This is a genomic window from Microbacterium sp. BR1 (genome assembly GCF_002812725.1).
Classification (GTDB): Bacteria; Actinomycetota; Actinomycetes; order Actinomycetales; family Microbacteriaceae; genus Microbacterium.
Genome location: NZ_NMUN01000002.1, coordinates 96798 through 116990 on the forward strand (window position 1 = coordinate 96798; position 20193 = coordinate 116990).

At 69.7% G+C, this 20193-nt stretch carries 22 protein-coding genes; 15 read left to right on the plus strand and 7 right to left on the minus strand.

Annotation, left to right across the window (positions count from 1 at the left end):
• Nucleotides 1–19 precede the first annotated feature (19 nt).
• The 4 genes from CGU35_RS01145 to CGU35_RS01160 all read left to right on the plus strand — a co-directional run bounded on the left by CGU35_RS01145 (nucleotide 20) and on the right by CGU35_RS01160 (nucleotide 4806).
• Nucleotides 20–571, plus strand: coding sequence for a TRAP transporter small permease (locus CGU35_RS01145; RefSeq protein WP_157813861.1), 552 nt, complete (start codon nucleotides 20–22; stop codon nucleotides 569–571).
• An 8-nt stretch (nucleotides 572–579) separates the two neighbouring features.
• Entirely contained in the window at nucleotides 580–2040 is a 1461-nt protein-coding gene (locus CGU35_RS01150; RefSeq protein WP_100809833.1) for a TRAP transporter large permease, read from the plus strand.
• Between the two features lie 164 nt (nucleotides 2041–2204).
• Nucleotides 2205–3359, plus strand: coding sequence for a TRAP transporter substrate-binding protein DctP (dctP, locus tag CGU35_RS01155; protein ID WP_157813862.1), 1155 nt, complete (start codon nucleotides 2205–2207; stop codon nucleotides 3357–3359).
• A 37-nt stretch (nucleotides 3360–3396) separates the two neighbouring features.
• Nucleotides 3397–4806 (plus strand): aldehyde dehydrogenase family protein, encoded by a 1410-nt coding sequence (locus tag CGU35_RS01160; RefSeq protein ID WP_100809835.1) that lies wholly within the window; start codon nucleotides 3397–3399, stop codon nucleotides 4804–4806.
• Nucleotides 4807–4905: 99 nt separating this feature from the next.
• On the opposite strand, the gene CGU35_RS01165 is transcribed toward CGU35_RS01160, so the two are convergent.
• Together CGU35_RS01165 and CGU35_RS01170 are read right to left on the minus strand one after the other, a co-directional pair.
• Entirely contained in the window at nucleotides 4906–6141 is a 1236-nt protein-coding gene (locus CGU35_RS01165) for an alpha-hydroxy acid oxidase (RefSeq protein WP_157813863.1), read from the minus strand.
• Entirely contained in the window at nucleotides 6138–7532 is a 1395-nt protein-coding gene (locus CGU35_RS01170) for an FAD-binding oxidoreductase (protein ID WP_100809837.1), read from the minus strand. The genes CGU35_RS01165 and CGU35_RS01170 overlap by 4 nt, the downstream gene beginning before the upstream one ends.
• A 150-nt stretch (nucleotides 7533–7682) precedes the next feature.
• Between CGU35_RS01170 and CGU35_RS01175 the strand changes: the two genes are divergently transcribed.
• Genes CGU35_RS01175 through CGU35_RS01190 form a run of 4 tightly spaced genes read left to right on the plus strand, consistent with a single transcriptional unit; the run spans nucleotide 7683 to nucleotide 10634 of the window.
• Nucleotides 7683–8606 (plus strand): fumarylacetoacetate hydrolase family protein, encoded by a 924-nt coding sequence (locus CGU35_RS01175; RefSeq protein WP_100810064.1) that lies wholly within the window; start codon nucleotides 7683–7685, stop codon nucleotides 8604–8606.
• Entirely contained in the window at nucleotides 8603–9049 is a 447-nt protein-coding gene (locus tag CGU35_RS01180) for a nuclear transport factor 2 family protein (protein WP_100809838.1), read from the plus strand. Before CGU35_RS01175 ends, CGU35_RS01180 begins: the two co-directional genes overlap by 4 nt.
• Before the next feature lie 11 nt (nucleotides 9050–9060).
• Nucleotides 9061–10023: a VOC family protein gene (locus CGU35_RS01185; protein WP_100809839.1), complete on the plus strand. Its 963-nt coding sequence runs from the start codon at nucleotides 9061–9063 to the stop codon at nucleotides 10021–10023.
• 5 nt (nucleotides 10024–10028) lie between these two features.
• The gene (locus CGU35_RS01190) at nucleotides 10029–10634 is read left to right on the plus strand and encodes a carboxymuconolactone decarboxylase family protein (RefSeq protein WP_100809840.1); all 606 of its coding nucleotides are present in this window, start codon (nucleotides 10029–10031) and stop codon (nucleotides 10632–10634) included.
• Nucleotides 10635–10670: 36 nt separating this feature from the next.
• On the opposite strand, the gene CGU35_RS01195 is transcribed toward CGU35_RS01190, so the two are convergent.
• The 3 genes from CGU35_RS01195 to CGU35_RS01205 all read right to left on the minus strand — a co-directional run bounded on the left by CGU35_RS01195 (nucleotide 10671) and on the right by CGU35_RS01205 (nucleotide 12436).
• Nucleotides 10671–11033 (minus strand): UBP-type zinc finger domain-containing protein, encoded by a 363-nt coding sequence (locus CGU35_RS01195; protein WP_100809841.1) that lies wholly within the window; start codon nucleotides 11031–11033, stop codon nucleotides 10671–10673.
• A 108-nt stretch (nucleotides 11034–11141) separates the two neighbouring features.
• Nucleotides 11142–11750, minus strand: a complete 609-nt coding sequence (locus CGU35_RS01200; protein WP_100809842.1) for a flavodoxin family protein — start codon at nucleotides 11748–11750, stop codon at nucleotides 11142–11144.
• Nucleotides 11751–11860: 110 nt separating this feature from the next.
• Nucleotides 11861–12436, minus strand: coding sequence for a flavin reductase family protein (locus CGU35_RS01205; protein WP_100809843.1), 576 nt, complete (start codon nucleotides 12434–12436; stop codon nucleotides 11861–11863).
• A gap of 264 nt (nucleotides 12437–12700) precedes the next feature.
• On the opposite strand from CGU35_RS01205, the gene CGU35_RS01210 reads away from it, so the two are divergent.
• The 4 genes from CGU35_RS01210 to CGU35_RS01225 all read left to right on the plus strand — a co-directional run bounded on the left by CGU35_RS01210 (nucleotide 12701) and on the right by CGU35_RS01225 (nucleotide 15290).
• Nucleotides 12701–13234, plus strand: a complete 534-nt coding sequence (locus CGU35_RS01210; RefSeq protein ID WP_100809844.1) for an NADPH-dependent FMN reductase — start codon at nucleotides 12701–12703, stop codon at nucleotides 13232–13234.
• 33 nt (nucleotides 13235–13267) lie between these two features.
• Nucleotides 13268–13810 carry a flavin reductase family protein gene (locus CGU35_RS01215; RefSeq protein WP_198519488.1) on the plus strand — a complete coding sequence of 181 codons (543 nt, stop codon included), beginning with the start codon at nucleotides 13268–13270 and terminating at the stop codon, nucleotides 13808–13810.
• 60 nt (nucleotides 13811–13870) lie between these two features.
• Nucleotides 13871–14527, plus strand: a complete 657-nt coding sequence (locus CGU35_RS01220) for a DUF1345 domain-containing protein (protein ID WP_100809845.1) — start codon at nucleotides 13871–13873, stop codon at nucleotides 14525–14527.
• A gap of 214 nt (nucleotides 14528–14741) precedes the next feature.
• Nucleotides 14742–15290, plus strand: coding sequence for a hypothetical protein (locus CGU35_RS01225; protein WP_100809846.1), 549 nt, complete (start codon nucleotides 14742–14744; stop codon nucleotides 15288–15290).
• Between the two features lie 141 nt (nucleotides 15291–15431).
• Here the strand turns inward: CGU35_RS01225 and CGU35_RS01230 are convergent, their stop codons facing one another.
• Nucleotides 15432–16532 carry an acyl-CoA dehydrogenase gene (locus tag CGU35_RS01230; RefSeq protein ID WP_232711096.1) on the minus strand — a complete coding sequence of 367 codons (1101 nt, stop codon included), beginning with the start codon at nucleotides 16530–16532 and terminating at the stop codon, nucleotides 15432–15434.
• A complete protein-coding gene (locus tag CGU35_RS01235; RefSeq protein ID WP_100809847.1) occupies nucleotides 16529–17095 on the minus strand; it encodes a Dps family protein in 567 nt (188 codons plus the stop codon). Before CGU35_RS01235 ends, CGU35_RS01230 begins: the two co-directional genes overlap by 4 nt.
• Nucleotides 17096–17248: 153 nt before the next feature.
• Here CGU35_RS01235 and CGU35_RS01240 point away from each other — a divergent pair, with 153 nt between their 5' ends.
• The 3 genes from CGU35_RS01240 (at nucleotide 17249) to CGU35_RS01250 (ending at nucleotide 20191) form a co-directional block, all read left to right on the plus strand.
• Nucleotides 17249–18109 carry a transposase gene (locus CGU35_RS01240; protein WP_100809848.1) on the plus strand — a complete coding sequence of 287 codons (861 nt, stop codon included), beginning with the start codon at nucleotides 17249–17251 and terminating at the stop codon, nucleotides 18107–18109.
• The gene (locus tag CGU35_RS01245) at nucleotides 18106–18822 is read left to right on the plus strand and encodes a GTP pyrophosphokinase (RefSeq protein WP_100809849.1); all 717 of its coding nucleotides are present in this window, start codon (nucleotides 18106–18108) and stop codon (nucleotides 18820–18822) included. The genes CGU35_RS01240 and CGU35_RS01245 overlap by 4 nt, the downstream gene beginning before the upstream one ends.
• Before the next feature lie 130 nt (nucleotides 18823–18952).
• A complete protein-coding gene (locus tag CGU35_RS01250) occupies nucleotides 18953–20191 on the plus strand; it encodes an alpha/beta fold hydrolase (protein WP_232711097.1) in 1239 nt (412 codons plus the stop codon).
• The last annotated feature ends 2 nt before the right edge of the window (nucleotides 20192–20193 follow it).

The window sequence follows — 20193 nt, forward strand, 5'->3', positions numbered from 1 at the left end:
GCGCCCGAGAGGGGGAGCAATGGAACGATTCGTCATCGCGCTCAGCCGGGTGATGGCCGTGATAGCCGCCGCGGCGATCGTCGTGCTCATGACGGCGATCGTCGTCGACGTCACGGGGCGGTTCGTCACCAACAGCAGTGTCCCGGCGATGCTCGAGATCTCGGAAGGGGCGCTCGTCGTCGCCATCTTCTTCGCACTCGCGTGGGCCGGCGTCACGGGCGCCCACGTCTCGGTCACCCTGCTCGCCGATCGGCTCGGGGAGGGGTGGAATCGTGTGTTCGACATCTCCACCTGGGTGTTCTGCTCCCTCGTCGTCGCCTGGCTCACCTTCGCCTCGGCGACACGGGCGGCGAGCGCGACTCGGCTGAACGAAACGCGCATGGGCCTCGTCCAGTGGCCGACGTGGCCGCTGCGGTGGATCATCGTCGTCGGCTTCGCGGCGCTGCTGCTCGTCTGCCTGGTGAACGTCGTCCGCTCCCTCCGCCATCGCGCGGTGCTGGGTCGGCGCAACACGGAAGAGCTGATCATCACCGAGACCGCATCCGAGTCCGCCCCGACCGAGCGAGCCTGAGGAACGTCATGCAGATCTACCAGATCGTCATCCTGACGTTGCTCGTGATGTTCGCGCTGCTCGCGATCAAGGTGCCCGTCGCCGTCAGCCTCGCCGGCGCGGGCGGCCTCGGCCTGATCCTCTTGCAGGGCTTCGGCTACGCGAGCAACACTCTGGGCGCCGCACCGTTCACGACGTCGGCGAGCTTCACCCTCACGATCATCCCCATGTTCATCCTGATGGGGATGCTCGCGGTCCGTGCGAACATCGCCGAGAACGTCTTCGCCGTGGCCAATCACTTCGTTCGGCGTGCACCCGGGGGGCTCGGCGTCGCGACGGTCATGGCCTGCGCCGGATTCGCCGCCGTCTCCGGCTCGAGCATCGGCACCGCCGCAACCATGGCGAAGCTCTCGGTGGATCAGATGCGTGCCAAGGGGTACCCCGCGAGCCTCGCTACCGGGATCGTCGCGATCGCCGGAACGCTCGGTGTGATGATCCCCCCGAGCACGTTCCTGGTGCTCTACGCGGTCCTCGCGGGCGAGTCCGTCTCACAGATGCTCGCCGCGGGCATCATCCCGGGCCTGCTCTCGGCCCTGGGCTACATCACGTACATCATGGTCGTCGGGCAGCGGACGATCCGTCGGGACGCCGGTGGCGACCTCTCCGAGGCGGTCGACGATGCCCGTGCCGAGTTGCGGGAAAAGCGGAAGTCGGCGGGCGCGGGCCGCGCGGCGCGTGCGATGTCGACCGACACGACCGTCCGGACGGCGGAGCCCCGCACCGCCGCTGTGAAGGCGGCCATCGCTCCGCGCCCGTCGCTGCGGGCGCTGCCCTGGCGCGGAGTGGTCTACATCGCCATCCTGTTCACCGTCGTCCTCGGGGGGATGTACTCGGGCATCTTCACCGCGACCGAGTCCGCCGCGATGGGCGCCCTGGCAGCGCTCATCATCCTCGTCGTCGAGAATCGTCGGCAGGGCGTCCGACGCATCCTCCGAGCGTTCCGGATCTCCCTGCTCGACACGGCCGAGACGACCGCCATGGTCTTCTTCATCGTCATCGGATCGGCGATCCTGTCGACCTTCTTCGTGGCCGCCGGGGTCACCCGCGCCATCTCGGACTGGGTCGGCGCGCTGCCCTTCCCCCCGATGCTGGTGATGGCGCTGCTGCTGCTCTGCCTCGTGCCGATGGGAATGTTCCTGGAGTCGATGTCGATCCTCGTCATCACGGTGCCGATCCTGTACCCCGTGGCCATGGAGTTCGGCTTCGACGGGATCTGGCTCGGCATCCTGATCGTCAAGCTCATCGAGATCGGAATGGTGACCCCGCCCGTGGGGATCCTCACCTTCGTGGTCGCGGGGACCACCGGTGTCAAGCCCGAGACCGTCTTCCGCGGGGTTCTTCCGCTCGTGGGGATCGACTTCGTCACCACGACGATCCTCTTCCTCTTCCCCGCGATAACGCTCTTCCTTCCTTCTCTCGTCGCGCGTTGACCGGAGGACGGAGGACCGCGCGGGGATCTGCGCGCGCGGACCATACTCCGTTCGCCGGTGGACAACCGCACGGACCGCGGGCGGGCGAAGGTGGAGGAACACGATCGGCGACGGGGATGTCGCCGGTTCGCCATCACTCTGATGCACGGAGAGGACGAACAACGATGTTCACACAGCGATCCACACGCGGCCGGAGGGTGTTCGCTCTCACCGCCCTCGTCAGCGCCGGGCTCCTCGTCAGCGCCTGTTCCGGCGTCGTCGCCGAGCCCGACGGCGACGCGTCGGGCGACGGCGGTGGTGAGCCGGAGGTCACGCTCACGCTGGTGACCGCGGCCATCGACGGCACTCCCAACGCCGCCGTCCAGGACTGGTTCCTCGACGAGATCGAGGAACGCAGCGACGGCAAGGTCGCCTTCGAGCGGACCGAGGCCTACTCCCTCTGCGCCGCCCCCGAGATCGTCGAGTGCGTGCGCGACGGACGTGCCGACATCGGTGTGACCATCCCCGATTACACGCCTCAATATTTCCCGTCGACGAGCGTCGTCAGCATCCCGTTCATCGGCCAGAATTGGCAGGCCATCATGCAGTCGCTGTACGACCTGCACCAGGAAAACCCCGACGCACAGGCCGTGATGGAGGGCAACGAGCTGCACTACCTGGCGACCTGGCCGGTCGGTCGGCTGCTGCTCGGCACGAAGGAGCCCGTCACCGACACCGCCGGCCTGTCCGGACTCGCGGTGCGCGTATCGGGTCCGCTGGCGCAGCAGCTGTTCCAGGGCGCGGGCGCGAACATCGTCGCCCTCCCCGCCAACGAGACCTACGAGGGTGTCGAGCGCGGGCTCGCCGACGCGGTCGGTGCGGGCATGGACTTCCCCGTGAACTACCGGCTCAACGAGTTGCTGCCCTACTGGACGGACCCCGGCTTCGGGCAGTATTCCGCCTTCGGCATGTGGCTCTCGGCCACCGCGTACGAGGGTCTGTCGGATGAACTCAAGGCGGTCTTCGACGAGGTGGCCGAAGAGCTCAACTCCGGCGCCGGTGCCGAGGCGTACAACGTCAAGGCCGCCGAGCAGTGCCCCGCGATGCTCGACGCACCGACCGTCCAAGACCTCAACGCCTGGGGCGAGGCCGAGACGGAAGCCTGGGAGTCGGCAACGGGCGACTCGATGCTCGACGCATGGGTCGAACTCGCGACGGGCCAGGGTCTCGAGAACGCCCAGGGCGTGCTCGACGACTATCTCGCGGGCCTCGAGACCTACGCCGATGTCGAGGTGGGCGACGCCACGCTCGAGTGCATCGCGGAGTTCGCCGACCGCTGACATCGCATCCGACATCCATCTACCAGAAGGGCATCTCATGACAAACGACACCTCGACACTCCTCGATGCGATATCCGTCGCAGCCGAGGAGGGCCGGGCGGTACCGGACGCCGCGTCGGGCGAGACGATCGGTCACGTCCGCGAGCAGACGGTCGCCGACCTCGACGCTGCCATCGGTCGTGCCACAGCGGCGCAGCCCGAGTGGGCGGCTCTGGGGCACGCCGAGCGTGCGCGACTGCTGCACCTGGCGGCGGACGAGATCGACGCGCACGCCGAAGAACTCGCGCAGATCATCGCGCGCGAGCAGGGCAAGCCGCTGAACGGTCCGGGCGCGCGCTTCGAAGCCGCGGGATGCGCGGTCTGGATCCGCAGCGCCGCCGACACCGTCCTCGAGACCGAGGTCCTCTTCGAGGTCGAGGGGACCAGATCCGAGCTGCACTACGTCCCGCTGGGGGTCGTCGGTGCGATCGGACCGTGGAACTGGCCCGCGCTCATCGCCATCTGGCAGATCGCACCCGCCCTGCGAATGGGCAACACGGTCGTGACCAAGCCGAGCGAGTACACGCCGCTCAGCGTGCTCGCCGTGGTCGAGTTGATGAACCGTCATCTGCCGCGGGACGTGCTGCAGGTGATCACGGGCGGACGTGAGGTCGGGGCGGCGATCGCCTCGCACCCCGGGATCGACAAGGTCATGTTCACCGGCTCCACCAAGACCGGGCGGGAGATCGTCAAGGGGTCGGCGAGCAACCTCGCCCGGCTGACCCTTGAGCTGGGCGGCAACGATCCCGGCATCGTGCTGCCGGGCAGCGACGCGAAGGCGATCGCCGAGGGTCTGTTCTGGGGGGCGTTCATCAACACCGGTCAGACCTGTGCCGCCCTCAAGCGGCTGTACGTTCACGACTCGGTCTATGACGACGTGGTCGACGAGCTGGTCCGGGTCGCGGAATCGATGCAACTCGGTCCCGGCACGAGCGAGGACAGCCAGCTCGGCCCCCTCTCGACGGCCCAGCAGTTCGACATCGTGACGCGTCTGGTCGACGATGCGCGTTCGCGCGGTGCGCGCATCGCCACGGGAGGAGAGGCGGCGCCCGAACTCGGACCGCACTTCTACCGGGCGACCGTCGTGGCCGACATCGAGGACGGCGCACCGCTGGTCGACGAGGAGCAGTTCGGCCCCGTCATCCCGGTGCTCCGCTACACCGACATCGACGATGCGGTAGCCCGGGCCAACTCGTCGGAACAGGGCCTCGGGGCATCCGTCTGGGGCGATCCCGTCGAGGCGCGTCGTGTCGCGGACCTGATCGAGAGCGGGACGGTCTGGATCAACCAGCACGGCACGTTGAACCCGATGGTCGCGTTCGGCGGCGTCAAGGGCTCGGGATACGGACTGGAGTTCGGCGTGAACGGGCTCAAGGCCGTCGCCGCCCCGAAGGTCATCACGATCTGATCGGCATACGGAGGCGGGGAGTGGGGCGTCGCGTGGCGGCGTCCCGCTCCTTCGCGTCCGTGGTAGACGAGCTCGGGGATCGGAGGAGCCCGGCGGCGGTCAGTCTCGCGCGGGAACGTGCAGCATGTCCGCCGCGATGTCGCCGATCGTCGCGGCGCCGAGCAGGGCCATCGTGCGCGCGAGACCGGACTGCAGCATCCGGCCCGCCCGGAGGGCCCCCGCCTCGCCTCCCGCCATCAGCCCGTAGACGTACGCGCGGCCCATGAACACGGCGTCCGCGCCGGCCGCCAGCGCCGCGGCGATGTGCGTTCCCGAGCGCACGCCCCCGTCGAGATAGACGGCCGCGCGATCACCGACGGCTGCGCGCACGCTGCCGAGCGCGTCCCAGGTCGAGATGACGTTCTCGAGCTGACGGCCGCCGTGGTTCGAGACGACCACGGCGTCCGCGCCGAGCCGCACGGCCTCCGCGGCGTCGGCGGCGGAGAGTATCCCCTTCACGACGAGCGGACCCGTCCACATGCCGCGCATCCAGGCGAGGTCGGCGAAGGTCGTCGACGCATCCAAGATCGCGTTCGACTGTTCCGCGAATCCTCCCGGCTTCAGATCCAGCGCCGCGAACCCGAGCGGTTCGCTCCGGAGGGTCCGTGCCAGCCAGCGCGGATGGCGGGCGAGCCCGGCGACGGAGCGGAGCGGGAAGCTCGGCGGAAGAGTCATGCCGTTGCGTGCGTCGCGGAGCCGCTGGCCCGCGACCGGCACGTCGACCGTGAGGACGAGGGCGCGGTACCCCAGTGCGCTGGCGCGGCGGATGAGCGCCTCGGACGCGGCGCGGTCCTTCCAGAGGTAGAGCTGAAACCACCGGTCGGCCTCGGGCGCCGCAGCCGCGACGGCCTCGAGGGATGACGACGCCATGGTCGACAGGACGTAGGGCACGCCCAGGCGCGCGGCTGCCCGCACGGCCGCGAGCTCGCCGTCGGGGTGGGCGAGGCGCGTCATGCCGACCGGGGCGAACCCGAAGGGCGCGCGGGCGGCGGACCCCAGGAAGTGCGTCGAGGTATCGATCCGCGAGACATCCCGCAGAACGCGTGGGACGAGCGAGGCCGTTTCGAACCGCTCGACGTTCCGGCGGACGGCCACCTCGTCCCCCGCCCCGCCGTCGATGAAGTCGAAGATCGGCTTCGGCACGGTGCGCCGCGCCATCGCGCGGAGATCGGCGATGGAGTACGCCGAGGCGAGGGCGCCCGGTGCGTCGGATCGTGCACCGCGCCACTGGATCATCGCCGCGATGTCGCGGACCCCGAGCCTCGAGCGCCTCCCGCCTCGTGTGGAACGGGTCATGCGCCGAACACCTTTCCGGGATTGAGGATGCCGAGCGGATCGAAGACCTGCTTGATCTGCCGCTGCAGCTCCCACTGGTCCTCTCCCAGCTCGTCCGCGAGCCATCGGCGCTTCAGCAGTCCGACGCCGTGCTCGCCCGTGAGGGTTCCGCCGAGCCGGAGTGCCGAGGTGAACAGATCACCGGCGGCCGCCCAGACTTCGTCGGGGACCTCGGGACCGGTGAACACGAAGCTCGGGTGCAGGTTGCCATCTCCCGCGTGGGCGATGGTGGGAATCGTCAGGCCGTATTCGCGCTCGATGCGCCCGATCTCGTCGAACATCGCCGGCAGGGAACTGCGCGGCACGGCGACATCCTCGAGCAGGGTGTCGCCGAGCGCCGTCATCGCCGCGTGCGCGGAACGGCGGATGGTGAGAAGACGCTCTCCCTCAGCCGCGTCGTCCGAGAGCGTCGTCTCGGCGCCGAGCGCACGCAGAATCGAGTCGATCGCCGCGGCCTCGGCGCCGGCCGCCGCGCCATCCGTCTGGATCGTCAGCTGGGCCGCCCCCGCCGTCGGGGCCGGAAGTCCCAGGAGTGCGTGCACGGCACCGAGCGACGCGGCGTCCATGAGTTCCATGATCGCCGGCTGGACGCCCGAGACGACGACGGCGGCGGCGCCCGCGGCGGCCTCGCGGACGGTCGCGAAGGTCGCCAGCACGGTGTGCGGCGAGCCCGGGGGACGACGGCGCAGTTTGAGGGTGGCCGACACGATGACCGCGAGGGCCCCCTCCGATCCGATCAGGAGGGAGGTCAGATCCAGCCCCGTGACGCCCTTCACGCTCCGGCGCCCAAGGCGCATCATCCGTCCGTCCGCGAGCACGACATCCATCCCCAGCACTGCGTCCCGCACGGTGCCGTACTTCGCGCAGAGCAGACCGCCCGCGCCCGTCGCGATGTTGCCGCCCACCGTCGAGATGTCGCGACTGGCCGGGTCAGGCGCCCACCAGAGGTCCTGCTCGGCGAGCACCGCATTCAGGTCCCCGTTGAGGATCCCCGGTTCGACGACCGCCAGCAGATCGTCCGGTCGGACGTCGAGGATGCGGTCCATCCGCGTCGTCGACAGCACGATCTCGCCCGGGCCGGCGATCGCGGCGCCGGCGGCGCCGGTACCGGCGCCGCGCGTGACGACCGGCGTGCGCGTCGCCGTGGCGACCCGGAGCGCCGCCTGGACGTCCGCGACGCTCTCGGCCGCGACGATCGCCACGGGAGGGCCGGGGGAGAGATGGCCCGAGGCATCCGCCCGGGTTTCTTCGAGCGCCCGGACGTCGGAGGTCACACGGGGACCCAATTCGCGGGTGAGGCGCGTGACGACCTCAGGGTCGATCGTGTCGCGACCCGCGTCGCTCGCTGACATGGCGTCAGCCTAGGCGGCCGGTCCGAGGCGCCGCGGCGTCGTGCGCGCCTCGACAACTATCGGGCGGGACTGTCATGTCGGGGGCCTCGTCGGCCCTTCTAGAGTCGACCGCGTCGCGTGATGTTCCTGCGCGCGGACGAGAGGCGGAACATGCACATCGGATCCATCGAGATCGACGGCTCTCCGGCCGTCGTGGTGCGGGCCGACGAGGAAAGCGCGGTCGTCCTGCCGGAGCGCTACACCGACGTCGAGAGTCTTCTGCGCGAGCCCGTCGACCGCCGGCGCGCAGCGGTCGACGAGGCCCTGCGAGGCGGCGAGCGTCTCCCGATCGCGGGGATGACGTGGCTTCCGCCCGTCGGCCGGCCCGGGAAGGTCCTCTGCGTCGCGCTCAACAACAGCGCCAATCCCGACCGCATCCTCTCGGGGCCCGACACGCCCGCGATGTTCGTCAAGCCGTCCTCGTCCCTGATCGGTCACGGCCGTGCGATCCGGTTGCGCCCCGAGTTCGGGCGCGTCCACCCCGAGCCCGAACTCGCCGTGGTGATCGGCCAGGGCGGATCCGACATCCCCGTCGACGCAGCGCTGGATCACGTCTTCGGCTACACGATCATCAACGACCTGACGTCGCCCACGATGCGGGACGCCGACACGTTCCACTACCGGGCCATCCATCCCGATCCCGCGGCCCCGGACGGCATCCGCTACGTCGAGAGCTGGGTCAGCTATCCCGCGCGCTACAAGGGCACCGACACCTTCGGCCCGATCGGGCCGTGGGTGGTGACCTCGGACGCGATCCCCGACCCCCACACCCTGCGCATCACGTGCTCGCACGACGGGCGGCTCGTCACCGACGACAACACCGCCAATCTGCGCTTCAGCGTCGCGGAGGTCGTCTCCTTCGCCTCGAGCTACCTGACCCTCGAGCCCGGAGACATCATCGCGATGGGCACGGCGCTCAAGCGTTCGTCCGCCGGGGGCGCCGTGCAGAACGTCGACCTGACGACGCTCGGCGGCGTCATCGAGGTCGCGATCGAGGGGATCGGGACGCTTTCGAACCCCGTGGAGCGACGGTGAGCGTCCTCGACCTCGAGACCCGCGCCGCGATCGCCGACCTCAACGCGCGCTTCGCCTGGGCGCTGGACTCGGGCGATCCCGACGCGCTTCGCGCGGTGCTCGCGCCCGACGTGCACTACGTCAGCGTCGGACGCGAATTCCACGATGTGGAGCGGGTCGTCGCGTCGTTCCTCGCGCGCGAAGGCACGCGCACGACACGTCACGGCCTCGGGAACCTCCTCCTCGAGGACGGCCCCGACGGCACGGTCCTCGGGCGGAGCAGCTGGCACACGTTCGCCAGCAACGCGGATCCCCCGGTCGGCGTCGAGATCTACATGGTCGCCGACTTCCAGGACACCTATCGGCGGGTGGACGGTGCGGGCTGGCGGATCGCGGAGCGCATCATCCGTCCCGTGTTCCGTCAGCCGGGCCTCGCACCGGGTGCCGCCCCGAACCCCACGTGAAAGCAGGAGAGATGACCACGCACCCCGCAGAACCCGTCCACGACCTCGCCCACCTCGGCCACCACGCGATCCTGACGCCGACGATCGAAGAGACGCTCGCCTACTTCGTCGACCTCCTCGGCATGCAGGTCGTCGCGGTGGAGGGCGACGCGCACTACCTCCGCGCCTTCGGCGACTACGAGGCCTGGTCGCTGAAGATCATCGCGTCCGACCGTGCGGGCCTGGGCTTCGTCTCGTGGCGGATGACCAGCCCGCAGGCCCTCGAGCGGCGCGTCGCCTGGCTCGAGCAGAACGGGCACGGGGGGAGCTGGGTCGAGCCCGATCACGGCATCGGCCCGGCGTACGAGTTCGCCGACCCCGACGGTCACCTCTTCCGCCTCTACTACGACACGACGCGGTACGAGGCGCCCGACGGCGAGCGTCCCGTGATCCCCACGAACTTCCAGAAGTACGCGAGCCGCGGCGCGAACGTGCGCCACGTCGACCACGTCAACCTGCTCGCGCGCGACGTGCGCGCTTGCCGCGAATTCTGGGAGCAGGGCTTCGGACTGCGCACCTACGAGATCATCCGCCTTCCCGACGACACCGAAGCCGGGGCGTGGATGAGCAGCTCCATCCAGGGTCACGAGCTGATCTACACGCAGGAGAAGACGAGCGGGAGCGGACGCCTGCACCACTTCGCCTACCTCGTCGACACGCGCGAAGAGGTGCTGCGCGCCGCCGAGATCTTCGCCGACGCACGGATCTACATCGAGGCGGGTCCCTCGCGCCACACCGCGATCCAGGGCTTCTACCTCTACACCCGCGAACCCGGCGGTAACCGGATCGAGGTCGCCAACGGCGGGTACCTGGTCTTCGCGCCCGATGCCGAGCCGTACGTCTGGTCGGCCGAGGAGTGGGCGAAGAAGCCCGGCTGGGGTGCACCCATCCCTCCCGAGTTCCACGTCTACGGGACGCCCGTCGTCGTCGACTGACCGCCATGGCATCGGATCGCCCCCGCTATCCCCTGCGTCCACCGGGGGAGTTGGCGCCCGACCAGCGTGCGCTTCACGACCGCATCACCACGGGTCCGCGGGCGTCGACGCCCGCGGTGCCTCTCGTCGACGCGTCCGGCGCCCTGCTCGGCCCCTTCGCCGTCATGACGATCGCTCCGGCCGTCGGCGACGCCGTGCAGGCGCTCGGGGCGGCGCTGCGCTACGCGGGGACCCTGACACCCCTCGTCCGGGAAGGGGCGATCCTGCAGGTCGCCGCGCATCACCGCTGCGAATTCGAGTGGATCGCCCACGAGGGAGCGGCGCGAGCCGCAGGTCTCGGAGACGAAGCCCTCGGCGTGATCCGGCGCGGCGGCGCTCCGACGGGATGGTCGCCCGATGTGGACGGCGCGTTCGCAGCCGTTGCGGCCATGCTCGCCACGGGCCGCCTCGACGACGACCAGTACGACCGCGCGATGACACAGCTCGGCGAACGGGCCCTCGCCGAACTCGTCTGGTTGTGCGGGTACTACTCGATGCTGGCGCTGTCGCTCGCGACCTTCGAGCCGCCGCACCCCGTGCCCGACCGCGTATTCGGCGACACGGGTCGCTGACCGAAGGGAAGGGCGGCGTCGGGTGCTAGGCGCGCCTCACCGGGCGCGCCGCGCGAGGATCCTCTGCCAGTCGCCCGGCACGCGTGCCGTCGGTCCGGGGACGCCCTGGCCCCCGGGGCGCGCCTGCGGGGGAGCGAGCGGCGGTCCGTCGACCTCGCTCTCGGTCTCGAAGTCCCAGAACCAGTCCTCGCCCGGCTCGAACGAGCGCATGACGCGGTGTCCGGTCTGCCGCCAGTGCGAAGTCGCATGGCGTCCGAGCGAGTCGTCGCAGCAGCCGATGTGCCCGCACGCCGCGCATCGACGCAGGTGCACCCACCAACTGCCGGACTCGTCGCACTCGACGCAGCCGTCACCGCTCGGCGGAACCTCCGGGTGGATGAAGCTCGACAGATCGCTCATGATCGTCTCCCGTTCTCGCACGAGTCCCGCTGGAGACTACGAATCTAGGCCGTTCGCGCGCTGCGCGCTCGGTCGGGCGTCGACGCGGTCCCCGCGGCCCGGGTCGGATCAGCTGGCGGGGTACGGGCGCTCGCGCAACACGGTCGCCAGATGCACGGCATTGCGGGCGAGCGTCGCCGTCGCGCTCGCCACGGCTTCCGGGGTCTCGTCGAGCTCGCGGTAGTCGACGGCCTGCATCGCCTCGCCGACCCAATAGGTTCCGCCCTGCGCGGGCAGGGTGAATCCGACGTCGGACAGGCCCTGGTAGAGGTCCGCGGTCGCCTTGTGCGCGCCGTCTTCGTTGCCGACGATCCCGGTGACGGCGACCTTGCCGAAGAGGATCGGCCGTCCCGCGTCATCCGTCTCCGAAAGCTCGGCGTCGAGCCGCTCGAGCACGCCCTGCGCCACGCTCGACATGTGGCCCAGCCAGATGGGCGTGCACAGCACGACGATGTCCGAGGCGAGGATGAGCTCGCGGATGCGTGGCCAGCCGTCGCCGTCGCCCATGTCCTTCTCGACGCCCGGCGACACGTTCTCGTCGATGATGCGCACGTGAGAAGTGTGGGCTCCGAGGTCCGCGAGGGCCGTCAGGATCTGATTCGTGAGCAGCTCGGTGCTCGAGGGAGCGGGGGACCTCGTCAACGTGCAGTTGAGCGCGATCGCGCGAATGTCGGCCATGAGCCCACCTTCCGTCAGGGTGTGGTCCGAGGCTACGAGCGTGCGTCGCGGCGGTCACCGGGGTTGACACGGGGCGGCTGCCCTGACAGCGCCGTTGTGGTGCGAAGCGGTCAGTCGATGCGCGAGTGGTCGCCGAGACGGTGCCAGGTCCGGTTGTGGTAGACGAGCGCGTTGCCCGCCTCGCCCGGTGCGGGGTCCCGCGACAGGCTGGACTGCAGCGCGTGCACAGCGAAGATCGTGGAGCCCCCGGCATCCATCCGGTTGACGACGGCGCCCCGGATCCAGGCCCGGACGCCGTGATAGACGGGTTCGCCGGTGACGAGGCGCGACCAGGATCCGGAGTCGGCGAAGCGATCGACTCCGCTCGTGGATCCGAGGCGCGCGAGGGGTAGATCGTCGGCATCGAGCAGATGGACGACGACGGTCTTCGCCGCGGCGAGCGCGCGTGCGCTCGACGACTGCGCCGAGACCGAGAACACGAGCAGCGGCGGATCGGCGCTCACGGACGACACCGAGGTCGCTGTCAGCGCGACGGGCCCTGTGCCGTCATCGGCGGTGATCACGGCGACGCCACCCGGGTGCCCGCGGAACACCGCCTTGAAGTCGTCGGCCGAGAGCGAGGGGAAAGCGGGGACACCATCGGCCGGCGTGATCCGGTCAGCGGTCGGCTCGGATTCGGTCGTCATGCTCACACGCTATCCCCCGAATCGGGCGGTGGCTCCGATGGGCGACCCGCGACGTCATGTCGGTTCGCATTCGGGAATTCGTGACACGAGCGAAACAAAGAGGGTGCATACTGATTTCGCAGCGTAAGCCGTTGCGGGCCCCCCGGGCCAAAAAACCCCGGTGGTGTGAAGGTGTCGTCAGCCCTCGTCCCGGCTCGGTATGCGCGCTCAGGGCGACACGACTCCTTCGATTTCCTGTCAATCGGTACAGATGTGAGAAGTGAAATGTCGCTCAAAGTCACGATCGTCGTCGGCAATCCCAAGCCGGCATCCCGCACGCGCAAGGTCGCGGAGCTCCTCGTCGAGAAGCTCCTCGCCCCCGGCACGTATTCGCTCGAGGTGATCGACCTCGCCGATCACACGGCCGAGATCTTCGCCTGGCCCTCGGAGGAGATGGCGGGACTCAATGCCTCCGTCGCCGAGAGCGACCTGGTGGTCTTCGCATCCCCGACGTACAAGGCCACCTACACAGGTCTGCTCAAGGCGTTCCTCGACCGCTACCCGGCGAACGGCCTCGCGGGCGTCACGGCGATCCCGGTGCACACCGGTGCGGACTTCAGCCACGCCATGGGGCCGACCTACAACCTCGCGCCCCTGCTCGTCGAGTTGGGCGCGATGGTCCCGGGCCGCGGCTTCTACCTCTCGTTGACCCAGATGGATCAACTCGAGGATGTCGTGGGCGCGGCGGCGGCAGAGTACGCGGCGAACCTCGCGCGCCTGGCGCACGTGGCCGGCGCGACGGCGACACCTCTCCCCTGAACCCGGTTGTGTCATCTCGATAGGAGGAACACCATGCACGAGTCAGCATTCGCCCCGGCGCCCATCTCGGCGCCGACGGGCATCGACGCGCGCCTGTTCCGTGACACGCTCGGGCACTACGCATCGGGCATCAAAGTCATCAGCGGGCTGGAGGCGGACGAACCCGTCGGTTTCACCTGCCAGTCGTTCTACAGCGTCTCGATCGACCCGCCCCTCGTCTCGTTCAGCGTCATGCTGACCTCGACGACCTACCCGCGCATCAAGGAGAGTGGACGCTTCGCGGTCAACGTGCTGGCGCACGACCAACACCACGTCTCGAATCAGTTCGCGCGCAAGGGGACGGACAAATGGGCGGGAATCGAATGGACGCCCGCCGCATCCGGCAATCCCGTCATCCACGACACCCTGATGTGGGTGGACTGCGAGCTCTGGGACGAATACGTCGCGGGCGATCACCTGATCGTGATCGGCAAGGTCGTCGAGATGAGCGCCCCCGAGTGGCACACGCGTGAGCCGTTGCTGTATTTCAAGGGGTCGTACCGTCACCTGCGCGAACCGGATCAGATCGCGAGTTGAGCGGGTCGTCCGTCGGGACGGCGTCGCGCTTTCGGGTCGCCGTTCCGACAGACTGAGCGCATGACCACGCCCGCGAAGACCCGGGCACCCTTCGAGCACCGCTGGCCGGCGATCGCGGGCGTGCTCGCCGTTCTGGTGCTGTGGCTGCTCCTGCCGAACTTCTTCCTCGAACCGTTGCGGTGGATCGCCGTCGGAGTCTGCGCCCTCCTGGTCATCCCGCTGATCGTGCTGAATCCTCATCACCTCGTGCGGCAGACGACCTGGTCCCGCTGGTTCTCGGTGATTCTCGGCGTCATCCTGCTGCTCGTGACGCAGGCGCTGCTCGTGCAGCTGGTCTATGAACTGCTGACGGCCCCGGATGCCGAAGGCATCAGCATCCTGCTCGCCGCGTTGCAGCTCTGGGTGACCAACGCGATCGCGTTCGGGCTGCTGTATTGGGAGCTCGATCTCGGCGGCCCGGTCGCGCGCGCACGCGGGACTCGCGATGTCGCGGAAGCAGACTTCATCTTTCCGCAGGACTCGACCCCCGGATTCGGCGCGTGGCAGCCCCGCTACTTCGACTATCTGTACATCTCGCTGACGGCCGGCATGGCGTTCTCTCCGGCGGATGCGCTCCCGATTACGCGGCGCGCGAAGGCGTTCATGGCGATCGAGGCTCTCGCGGGATTCATCATGTCGGTGCTCGTGATCGCCCGCGCCGTCTCTGCGATCACCTGACGCATCGTCGGGGGGCCACCCGGGGCGGATGGCGGCTCACACGAACCTGCCAGGAAGCGGCGCCGAGCCGCGACTTCGCGGGCCAGCCGCGGTGTTCGACACGTCGGACGCGGCTCTCCTGCGCCGGTGCGACCCATCCGATTCTCGAGGGGCATCGGATGACCCCTCGTGCGGCGGAAGTCGCACGTCACGAAAGCGATGTGAAGGAGAAACCATGCGCAAGAACACGACTCGAATCGGAATGATGAGTGCTGCGGGACTGGGAGCTGCGGCGCTGGCTGTCGCCGGCTTCGCGATTCCCGCGAACGCGGCGGAATCCACCACCGAAGACACGTCGACGCAGACGAGCGTCGCGGGAATGTTCGACATCGTCGACGACCTCCTCGCCGGTGTCTCGGCTGGTGACCTGCTGGTTTCGCCCGACACGAATGCGGGCAATGTCGGCGTCGACGGCGGCATCATCGACGCACCCGTGATCGAGGGCCCCGTGGTGAGCGACTCTCTGAACGGCGATGTGCTGTCGGGCAATGACACCCCGATCGGATCCGGCAACGAGGTTCAGGCTCCCGTCGGATCCGGCAACGACATCCAGGCGCCGATCGACGCGCCGATCGGGTCCGGCAATGACACCGACACGGACACCAGCGTGGGTGACGTCGGCGGCATCGATGACATCGACGCGGGCGTGGACGACCTCGTCGACGGCGTCACCGGAGACATCGGAGCCGATGTCGACGGCATGCTCGGCGACATCCTCGGCTGATCCGTCGACACCCGGACGGACCCGCATCGCGTACCGCGGTGCGGGTCTTTCCGCGTCCGGGGGTGGCCCGTGTGACGAGCACGTGGTTCGCAGTTCAGCCTCGGGGGAGCGCCCCCGCGCGTCGACATGCGCGGGATGCGCTCATGTCGTGCCCGGGGAAATCGGATGCGTGAGCGTCCGGCCCAGCCGAGCCAGATCCCGTTCGGCGTGATGCTGGCGCAGGTAGGTCCGGAGGTCGCCGACACGGCGTGCGTGCGCTTCGTCGGAGGCCAACGGACCCGGGCCCAGGGCGCGATCGGCGACCGACAGCACCGACTCCACGGCATCCGCGACGATCGCGCGCACGCGCTCGCTGATCAACCGCACCGGCCCGGGGTCCATCCGGTCCGCCCGACTCGCGGCGTCCGCGAGGGCCAGTCGCGCGGCCCACATCCGCGCATCCGCGGTGCCGTAGTACGTGTCGGCGAGTTGGTCCGCGTCGGGCCGGGCAGCCGCGCGCGCGAGGGCGTCGAGAAGGGGAAGGGCACCGCCCCACCAGCATGCCGCGACGCCGACGCCACCCCACCAGAAGCCCTCCCGGCGCAGGTACCAGCCATCATCGCCGAGCGGCAGGGCGGGTGCGTCGACGAACTCGACCGGGCTACTGCGGATCTGCGCGAGACCGCGTGAGACCCAGGTGTCGCGCTGCGGGTGCACGTGGGGTTCTTGCATCGCGACGCCGAAGAGGCGCCGTTCGGTCGGTCCCGTCCACGCCGTGACGAGGGCGTGCGACACGCAGTCGGCGAGCGAGCACCAGGGCTTGACGCCGTTCAGGAGCCACGAGCCATCCTCGCGCCGACGCGCCTCGAGACGGACGCCCTCGCCCTCCGCGGCGAACACACCCCACGACGAATACGCATCGGCGCCCAACCGGGCGAGATCCGCGGTCGTCACGTGACCCTCGGCCGAGGCATCCGCCAGGATCGCGAGCGCGTCCAGGTGCGGTTCGAGCACGCGTGCCCCGGCGACGTCCGCACGCGCCGCCGTGGCGAGGGTCTCCCAACGCTCGAGCGTGCTCCCTCGACCGGGCGTCGGCACCGAGCCGCCGAGTTCGACCGCCCAGTCGATCGTTGCATCGACGTGGGTGCCGAACGCGACGACCGACCGCAGGCTGGTCTCGGCGCGCGCAGCAGCCCGGCCGGGCTCGTCACCCGCGAGAGAGACCGCGATCGAGGGCTCCGCAGAGACGAGCGATGTCGTCACTTCGCGGGTGTGCGGTTCTCGGCGCTGACCATCCAGGCGAACTGCTCGAGGCTTTCGAGCACGGCATGCAGGATGTCGGCGCTCGTCGGGTCTTCGTCATCCACCGGATCATGCACCTCGCGGACGGTCGAGATCGTCGCCTCGAGGCGCTCCGTGATCAGGTCGATCGTCTCGGTCGTGTCGACCTCACCGTGAGGGAACTCGGGCAGCGTCGTCGTCTCGGCGACCGTGTCGGACCGACCGTCCGGCACGGCATGGAGCGCACGCATCCGCTCGGCGACCGTGTCGCTGAAGCCGCGTGCGGCCTCGATGATGTCGTCGAGCTGGCGGTGGGTGTCGCGGAAGTTCGTGCCCACGACGTTCCAGTGGGCCTGCTTGCCCTGAAGCTGCAGCTCGAGCAGGTCGACGAGCACCTTCTGCAGGTTGTCGCCGAGCTCCTTCGACGCCTGAAAACCGCTCTCGGCGTTCTGCTCGCTCGTCAGGGCGGCGCCGGCGCCGCCCTTCGCGGGTCGGCGGCGTCCTCGCGTGCCGGTCTGCGTGGTCTTCGTGGATGCGTTAGCCATCGGATTTCTCCTCTCGAGCGGCGGAGGCCGCTGCTTCGTGCGCGCGGCCGCGCGCCGCCGCGGCTCCACGGTAGGGCTGCGGTGCTCGGGATCGGCGGGGGTTGCCGGGGCGGCCCGGGGGTGCTACCGGCGGTGATCGGAGAGAATGGTCCGATGGTGGAGACGACGTTCGAGGGCGCTGCCGAGGAGCTGTACGGGCTCGTTCCGAGCGCTTTCGTCGCGGCTCGCACGGCGCTCGCCGCGTCCGCGACCGACCGCGAAACGGCCGCCCAGATCCGGGCTCTCCGCAAACCCCCGGCCGCGGCGTGGATCGTCAACCTGCTCGCGCGCGGGGCTGCGGCGGACGTCGCCCGGCTCGCCACGCTCGCGGCCGAACTGCGCGAGGCGCAGGACGACCGAGATGCCACGCGCCTGACAGCACTCAACAAGGACAGGCGGATGCTCGTGGCCGAGCTCGTCCGCTCGGCGACGGCTCTCGCCGAGCGCGAGGGGGTGACGGTCGGCGCCGGCATCCTCGCCGAGGTCGAACGGACCCTGGGGGCCGCAGCGCGGGACGAGGCGGCCGCTGCGGCGGTTCGCACCGGACGCCTGCTGCGTGCGCTCGAGGCCTCTGGTGTGGATCCGGTCGACCTGACGGACGCGGTCGCGGGGGAGGCGCCCCTCGCACCGGGACCCGCTGCCGCTCCGGCCGGCGAGTCCGGTCGCGACGATCTCGCCGAGCGTCGTGCTCGTCGCGATGCCGAGCGCGCCGCGGCCGCCGCGCGGCGAGAGGTCGCCGAAGCCGAGCGGGAGGCGGCTCGAGCCGAGGCCCGCGTCGCCGCCGCGCGGGAGAGCGACGCGCGCCAGCGGGAACGCGTGGAGGCGCTGGAGCGCGAGCTCGGCCGCGTTCGCGCCGACGCCGACGCCGCCGCGGTCGAACTGCGCGAAGCCGAGCTGGCGCTCCGCGAGAGCGCCGAGCGTCAGCGGACGGCTCACGGTGCCCTCATAGAACCGAGTCCTACCGTGGAGGCATGAGTATGCCCACCGGTGAGCTGCCCTTCACCGCGACCCTCGCCGAGATGCGGGCGATGCGCGACGAGTTCCAGCGCTTCCTGCTCGAGTACCGCTTCGGCTTGCAAGAGGTCGAGACGAAGATCACGATCCTGCGCGACGAGTTCCAGCTGATGCACGACTACAACCCGATCGAGCATGTCTCGAGCCGGGTCAAGACGCCCGACAGCCTCGCCGAGAAGGTCGCACGCCGCGGAATCGACCCCGACTTCCCGACGATTCGGCAGCACATCACCGACATCGCCGGCATCCGCGTCACGTGCAGTTTCGTCGCCGACGCATACCGGCTCTTCGACCTGCTGACCGCCCAGGACGACATCACCGTGCGAGCAGTCAAGGACTACATCGCGGTGCCCAAAGACAACGGCTACAAGAGCCTGCACGTCATCGTCGATGTGCCCGTGTTCCTCTCGAGCGGCCGCGTGGACGTGCCGGTCGAGGTGCAGTTCCGGACGATCGCGATGGATTTCTGGGCGAGTCTCGAGCACAAGATCTACTACAAGTACGACAAGCAGGTGCCCTCGCGGCTGCTCGACTCGTTGCGCGATGCGGCCGAGACGGCGGCCGAGCTCGACGAACGCATGGAACGCCTGCACCGCGAGGTCCACGGCGGCGAGGTCCACGGCGGCGAGGTCCACGGCCCGGCGCGCCCGGGCGCGAGGCCGGTCGAGGTCTAGCGGCCGCCCGCCCCACGACGGCTGCAGTTCGCGCCATCCGCGCCACCGATGAACGCAACGGATGTCCCGAACAGGCGCCATCCGGTGGCCAGACGTGCGCTCGGGCCCACCGCCATGAGACCGTAGCCGTGTGACAGCAGAGAGCCCGGTTCGCGGGAGAGCGGGCGCGCACCGGCACTCGATATCGCACCGCTGGCTGGTCCCGTTCTTCGCCGCCGTGCTGACGCTCGTGGGCGGCGGTGTCGCCGTGTTCGAGGCCCGTATCGTCGGTGACCTGATCGAGCGTCCGGGACTGGAGGAGTTCTACCTGGATCCCGTGCCCGAGGGCTCGGGCGAACCCGGCGAGATCGTTCGGCAGGAAGAGCTTGTCGGCCTGCCGTTCGACACGCGCGCATGGCGGATCCTCTACCGCTCGACGGACCTCAACGGCGAACCGCTGATCGTCTCGGGCATCGTCGTTGCACCGCTCGGTCCAGCACCCGCTGGGGGGCGGACCGTGCTGTCGTGGGGGCACCCGACGACAGGCTCCGCGCGCGACTGCGCCCCGTCGCTCGCGGCCGATCCCTTCCTCGATATCGAAGGGCTCCGGCTGATGCTCGACCGCGGGTACGTCGTCGTCGCGACGGACTACGCGGGCATGGGCTATCCCGGACCGGATTCGTACCTGGTGGGCGAGACCGAGGGCAACAACGTCCTCGATGCCGTGCGGGCCGCACGGTCGATCCCGTCCGCGGGTGCCGGCGATTCGGTCATCCTGTGGGGTCATTCGCAGGGTGGTCAGGCGGTGCTCTTCGCCGCCGAACGGGCCGCCGAGTACGCGCCCGAACTGGACGTGCGGGCGGTGGCCGTCGCGGCACCCGCGGCGGATCTGACGGCTCTGCTCGACGCCGACATCGACGACATCTCGGGCGTCACGATCGGCTCGTACGCCTTCACGGCGTACGCGGGCGTCTACGGCGACAGCGTGCCCGGCGCGAAGCTCGAGAACATCCTGACCTCCGCGGCCGTCGAGGCCGCACCCGCGATGAACGAGCTGTGCCTGCTGACCCACACCCGGGAATTGCACGCGATCGGCCAGCCGCTCGTGGGTGACTTCGTGCTGAGCGACCCGACCACGACCCCGCCCTGGGACGATCTGCTCGTTCAGAACTCCGCGGGCAGCACCGTGTTCGACGCGCCGCTGTACATCGCGCAGGGGCTCGAAGACACTCTGATCCACCCCGAAGACACCCGCGAGTTCGCGAAGCACGAGGCATCCCTCGGCATCGATGTCACGCTCGCGGAGGTTCCCAACGCGACGCACGCCACGATCGCCTACTTCACGCTCCCAGGACTGATGGCATGGCTCGACGGCCACGTGGGTCTGTGAGG

What these genes read in the sequence shown, in the direction of transcription:
- CGU35_RS01210 (WP_100809844.1), top strand. Translation starts at nt 12,701, where the DNA reads ATGTCGCTCAAAGTCACGATCGTCGTCGGCAATCCCAAGCCGGCATCC.
- CGU35_RS01175 (WP_100810064.1), top strand. Translation starts at nt 7,683, where the DNA reads ATGCACATCGGATCCATCGAGATCGACGGCTCTCCGGCCGTCGTGGTG.
- CGU35_RS01150 (WP_100809833.1), top strand. Translation starts at nt 580, where the DNA reads ATGCAGATCTACCAGATCGTCATCCTGACGTTGCTCGTGATGTTCGCG.
- CGU35_RS01160 (WP_100809835.1), top strand. Translation starts at nt 3,397, where the DNA reads ATGACAAACGACACCTCGACACTCCTCGATGCGATATCCGTCGCAGCC.
- CGU35_RS01235 (WP_100809847.1), bottom strand. Translation starts at nt 17,095, where the DNA reads ATGGCTAACGCATCCACGAAGACCACGCAGACCGGCACGCGAGGACGC.
- CGU35_RS01195 (WP_100809841.1), bottom strand. Translation starts at nt 11,033, where the DNA reads ATGAGCGATCTGTCGAGCTTCATCCACCCGGAGGTTCCGCCGAGCGGT.
- CGU35_RS01205 (WP_100809843.1), bottom strand. Translation starts at nt 12,436, where the DNA reads ATGACGACCGAATCCGAGCCGACCGCTGACCGGATCACGCCGGCCGAT.
- CGU35_RS01145 (WP_157813861.1), top strand. Translation starts at nt 20, where the DNA reads ATGGAACGATTCGTCATCGCGCTCAGCCGGGTGATGGCCGTGATAGCC.
- dctP (WP_157813862.1), top strand. Translation starts at nt 2,205, where the DNA reads ATGTTCACACAGCGATCCACACGCGGCCGGAGGGTGTTCGCTCTCACC.
- CGU35_RS01200 (WP_100809842.1), bottom strand. Translation starts at nt 11,750, where the DNA reads ATGGCCGACATTCGCGCGATCGCGCTCAACTGCACGTTGACGAGGTCC.
- CGU35_RS01190 (WP_100809840.1), top strand. Translation starts at nt 10,029, where the DNA reads ATGGCATCGGATCGCCCCCGCTATCCCCTGCGTCCACCGGGGGAGTTG.
- CGU35_RS01170 (WP_100809837.1), bottom strand. Translation starts at nt 7,532, where the DNA reads ATGTCAGCGAGCGACGCGGGTCGCGACACGATCGACCCTGAGGTCGTC.
- CGU35_RS01220 (WP_100809845.1), top strand. Translation starts at nt 13,871, where the DNA reads ATGACCACGCCCGCGAAGACCCGGGCACCCTTCGAGCACCGCTGGCCG.
- CGU35_RS01165 (WP_157813863.1), bottom strand. Translation starts at nt 6,141, where the DNA reads ATGACCCGTTCCACACGAGGCGGGAGGCGCTCGAGGCTCGGGGTCCGC.
- CGU35_RS01225 (WP_100809846.1), top strand. Translation starts at nt 14,742, where the DNA reads ATGCGCAAGAACACGACTCGAATCGGAATGATGAGTGCTGCGGGACTG.
- CGU35_RS01245 (WP_100809849.1), top strand. Translation starts at nt 18,106, where the DNA reads ATGAGTATGCCCACCGGTGAGCTGCCCTTCACCGCGACCCTCGCCGAG.
- CGU35_RS01185 (WP_100809839.1), top strand. Translation starts at nt 9,061, where the DNA reads ATGACCACGCACCCCGCAGAACCCGTCCACGACCTCGCCCACCTCGGC.
- CGU35_RS01215 (WP_198519488.1), top strand. Translation starts at nt 13,268, where the DNA reads ATGCACGAGTCAGCATTCGCCCCGGCGCCCATCTCGGCGCCGACGGGC.
- CGU35_RS01240 (WP_100809848.1), top strand. Translation starts at nt 17,249, where the DNA reads ATGGTGGAGACGACGTTCGAGGGCGCTGCCGAGGAGCTGTACGGGCTC.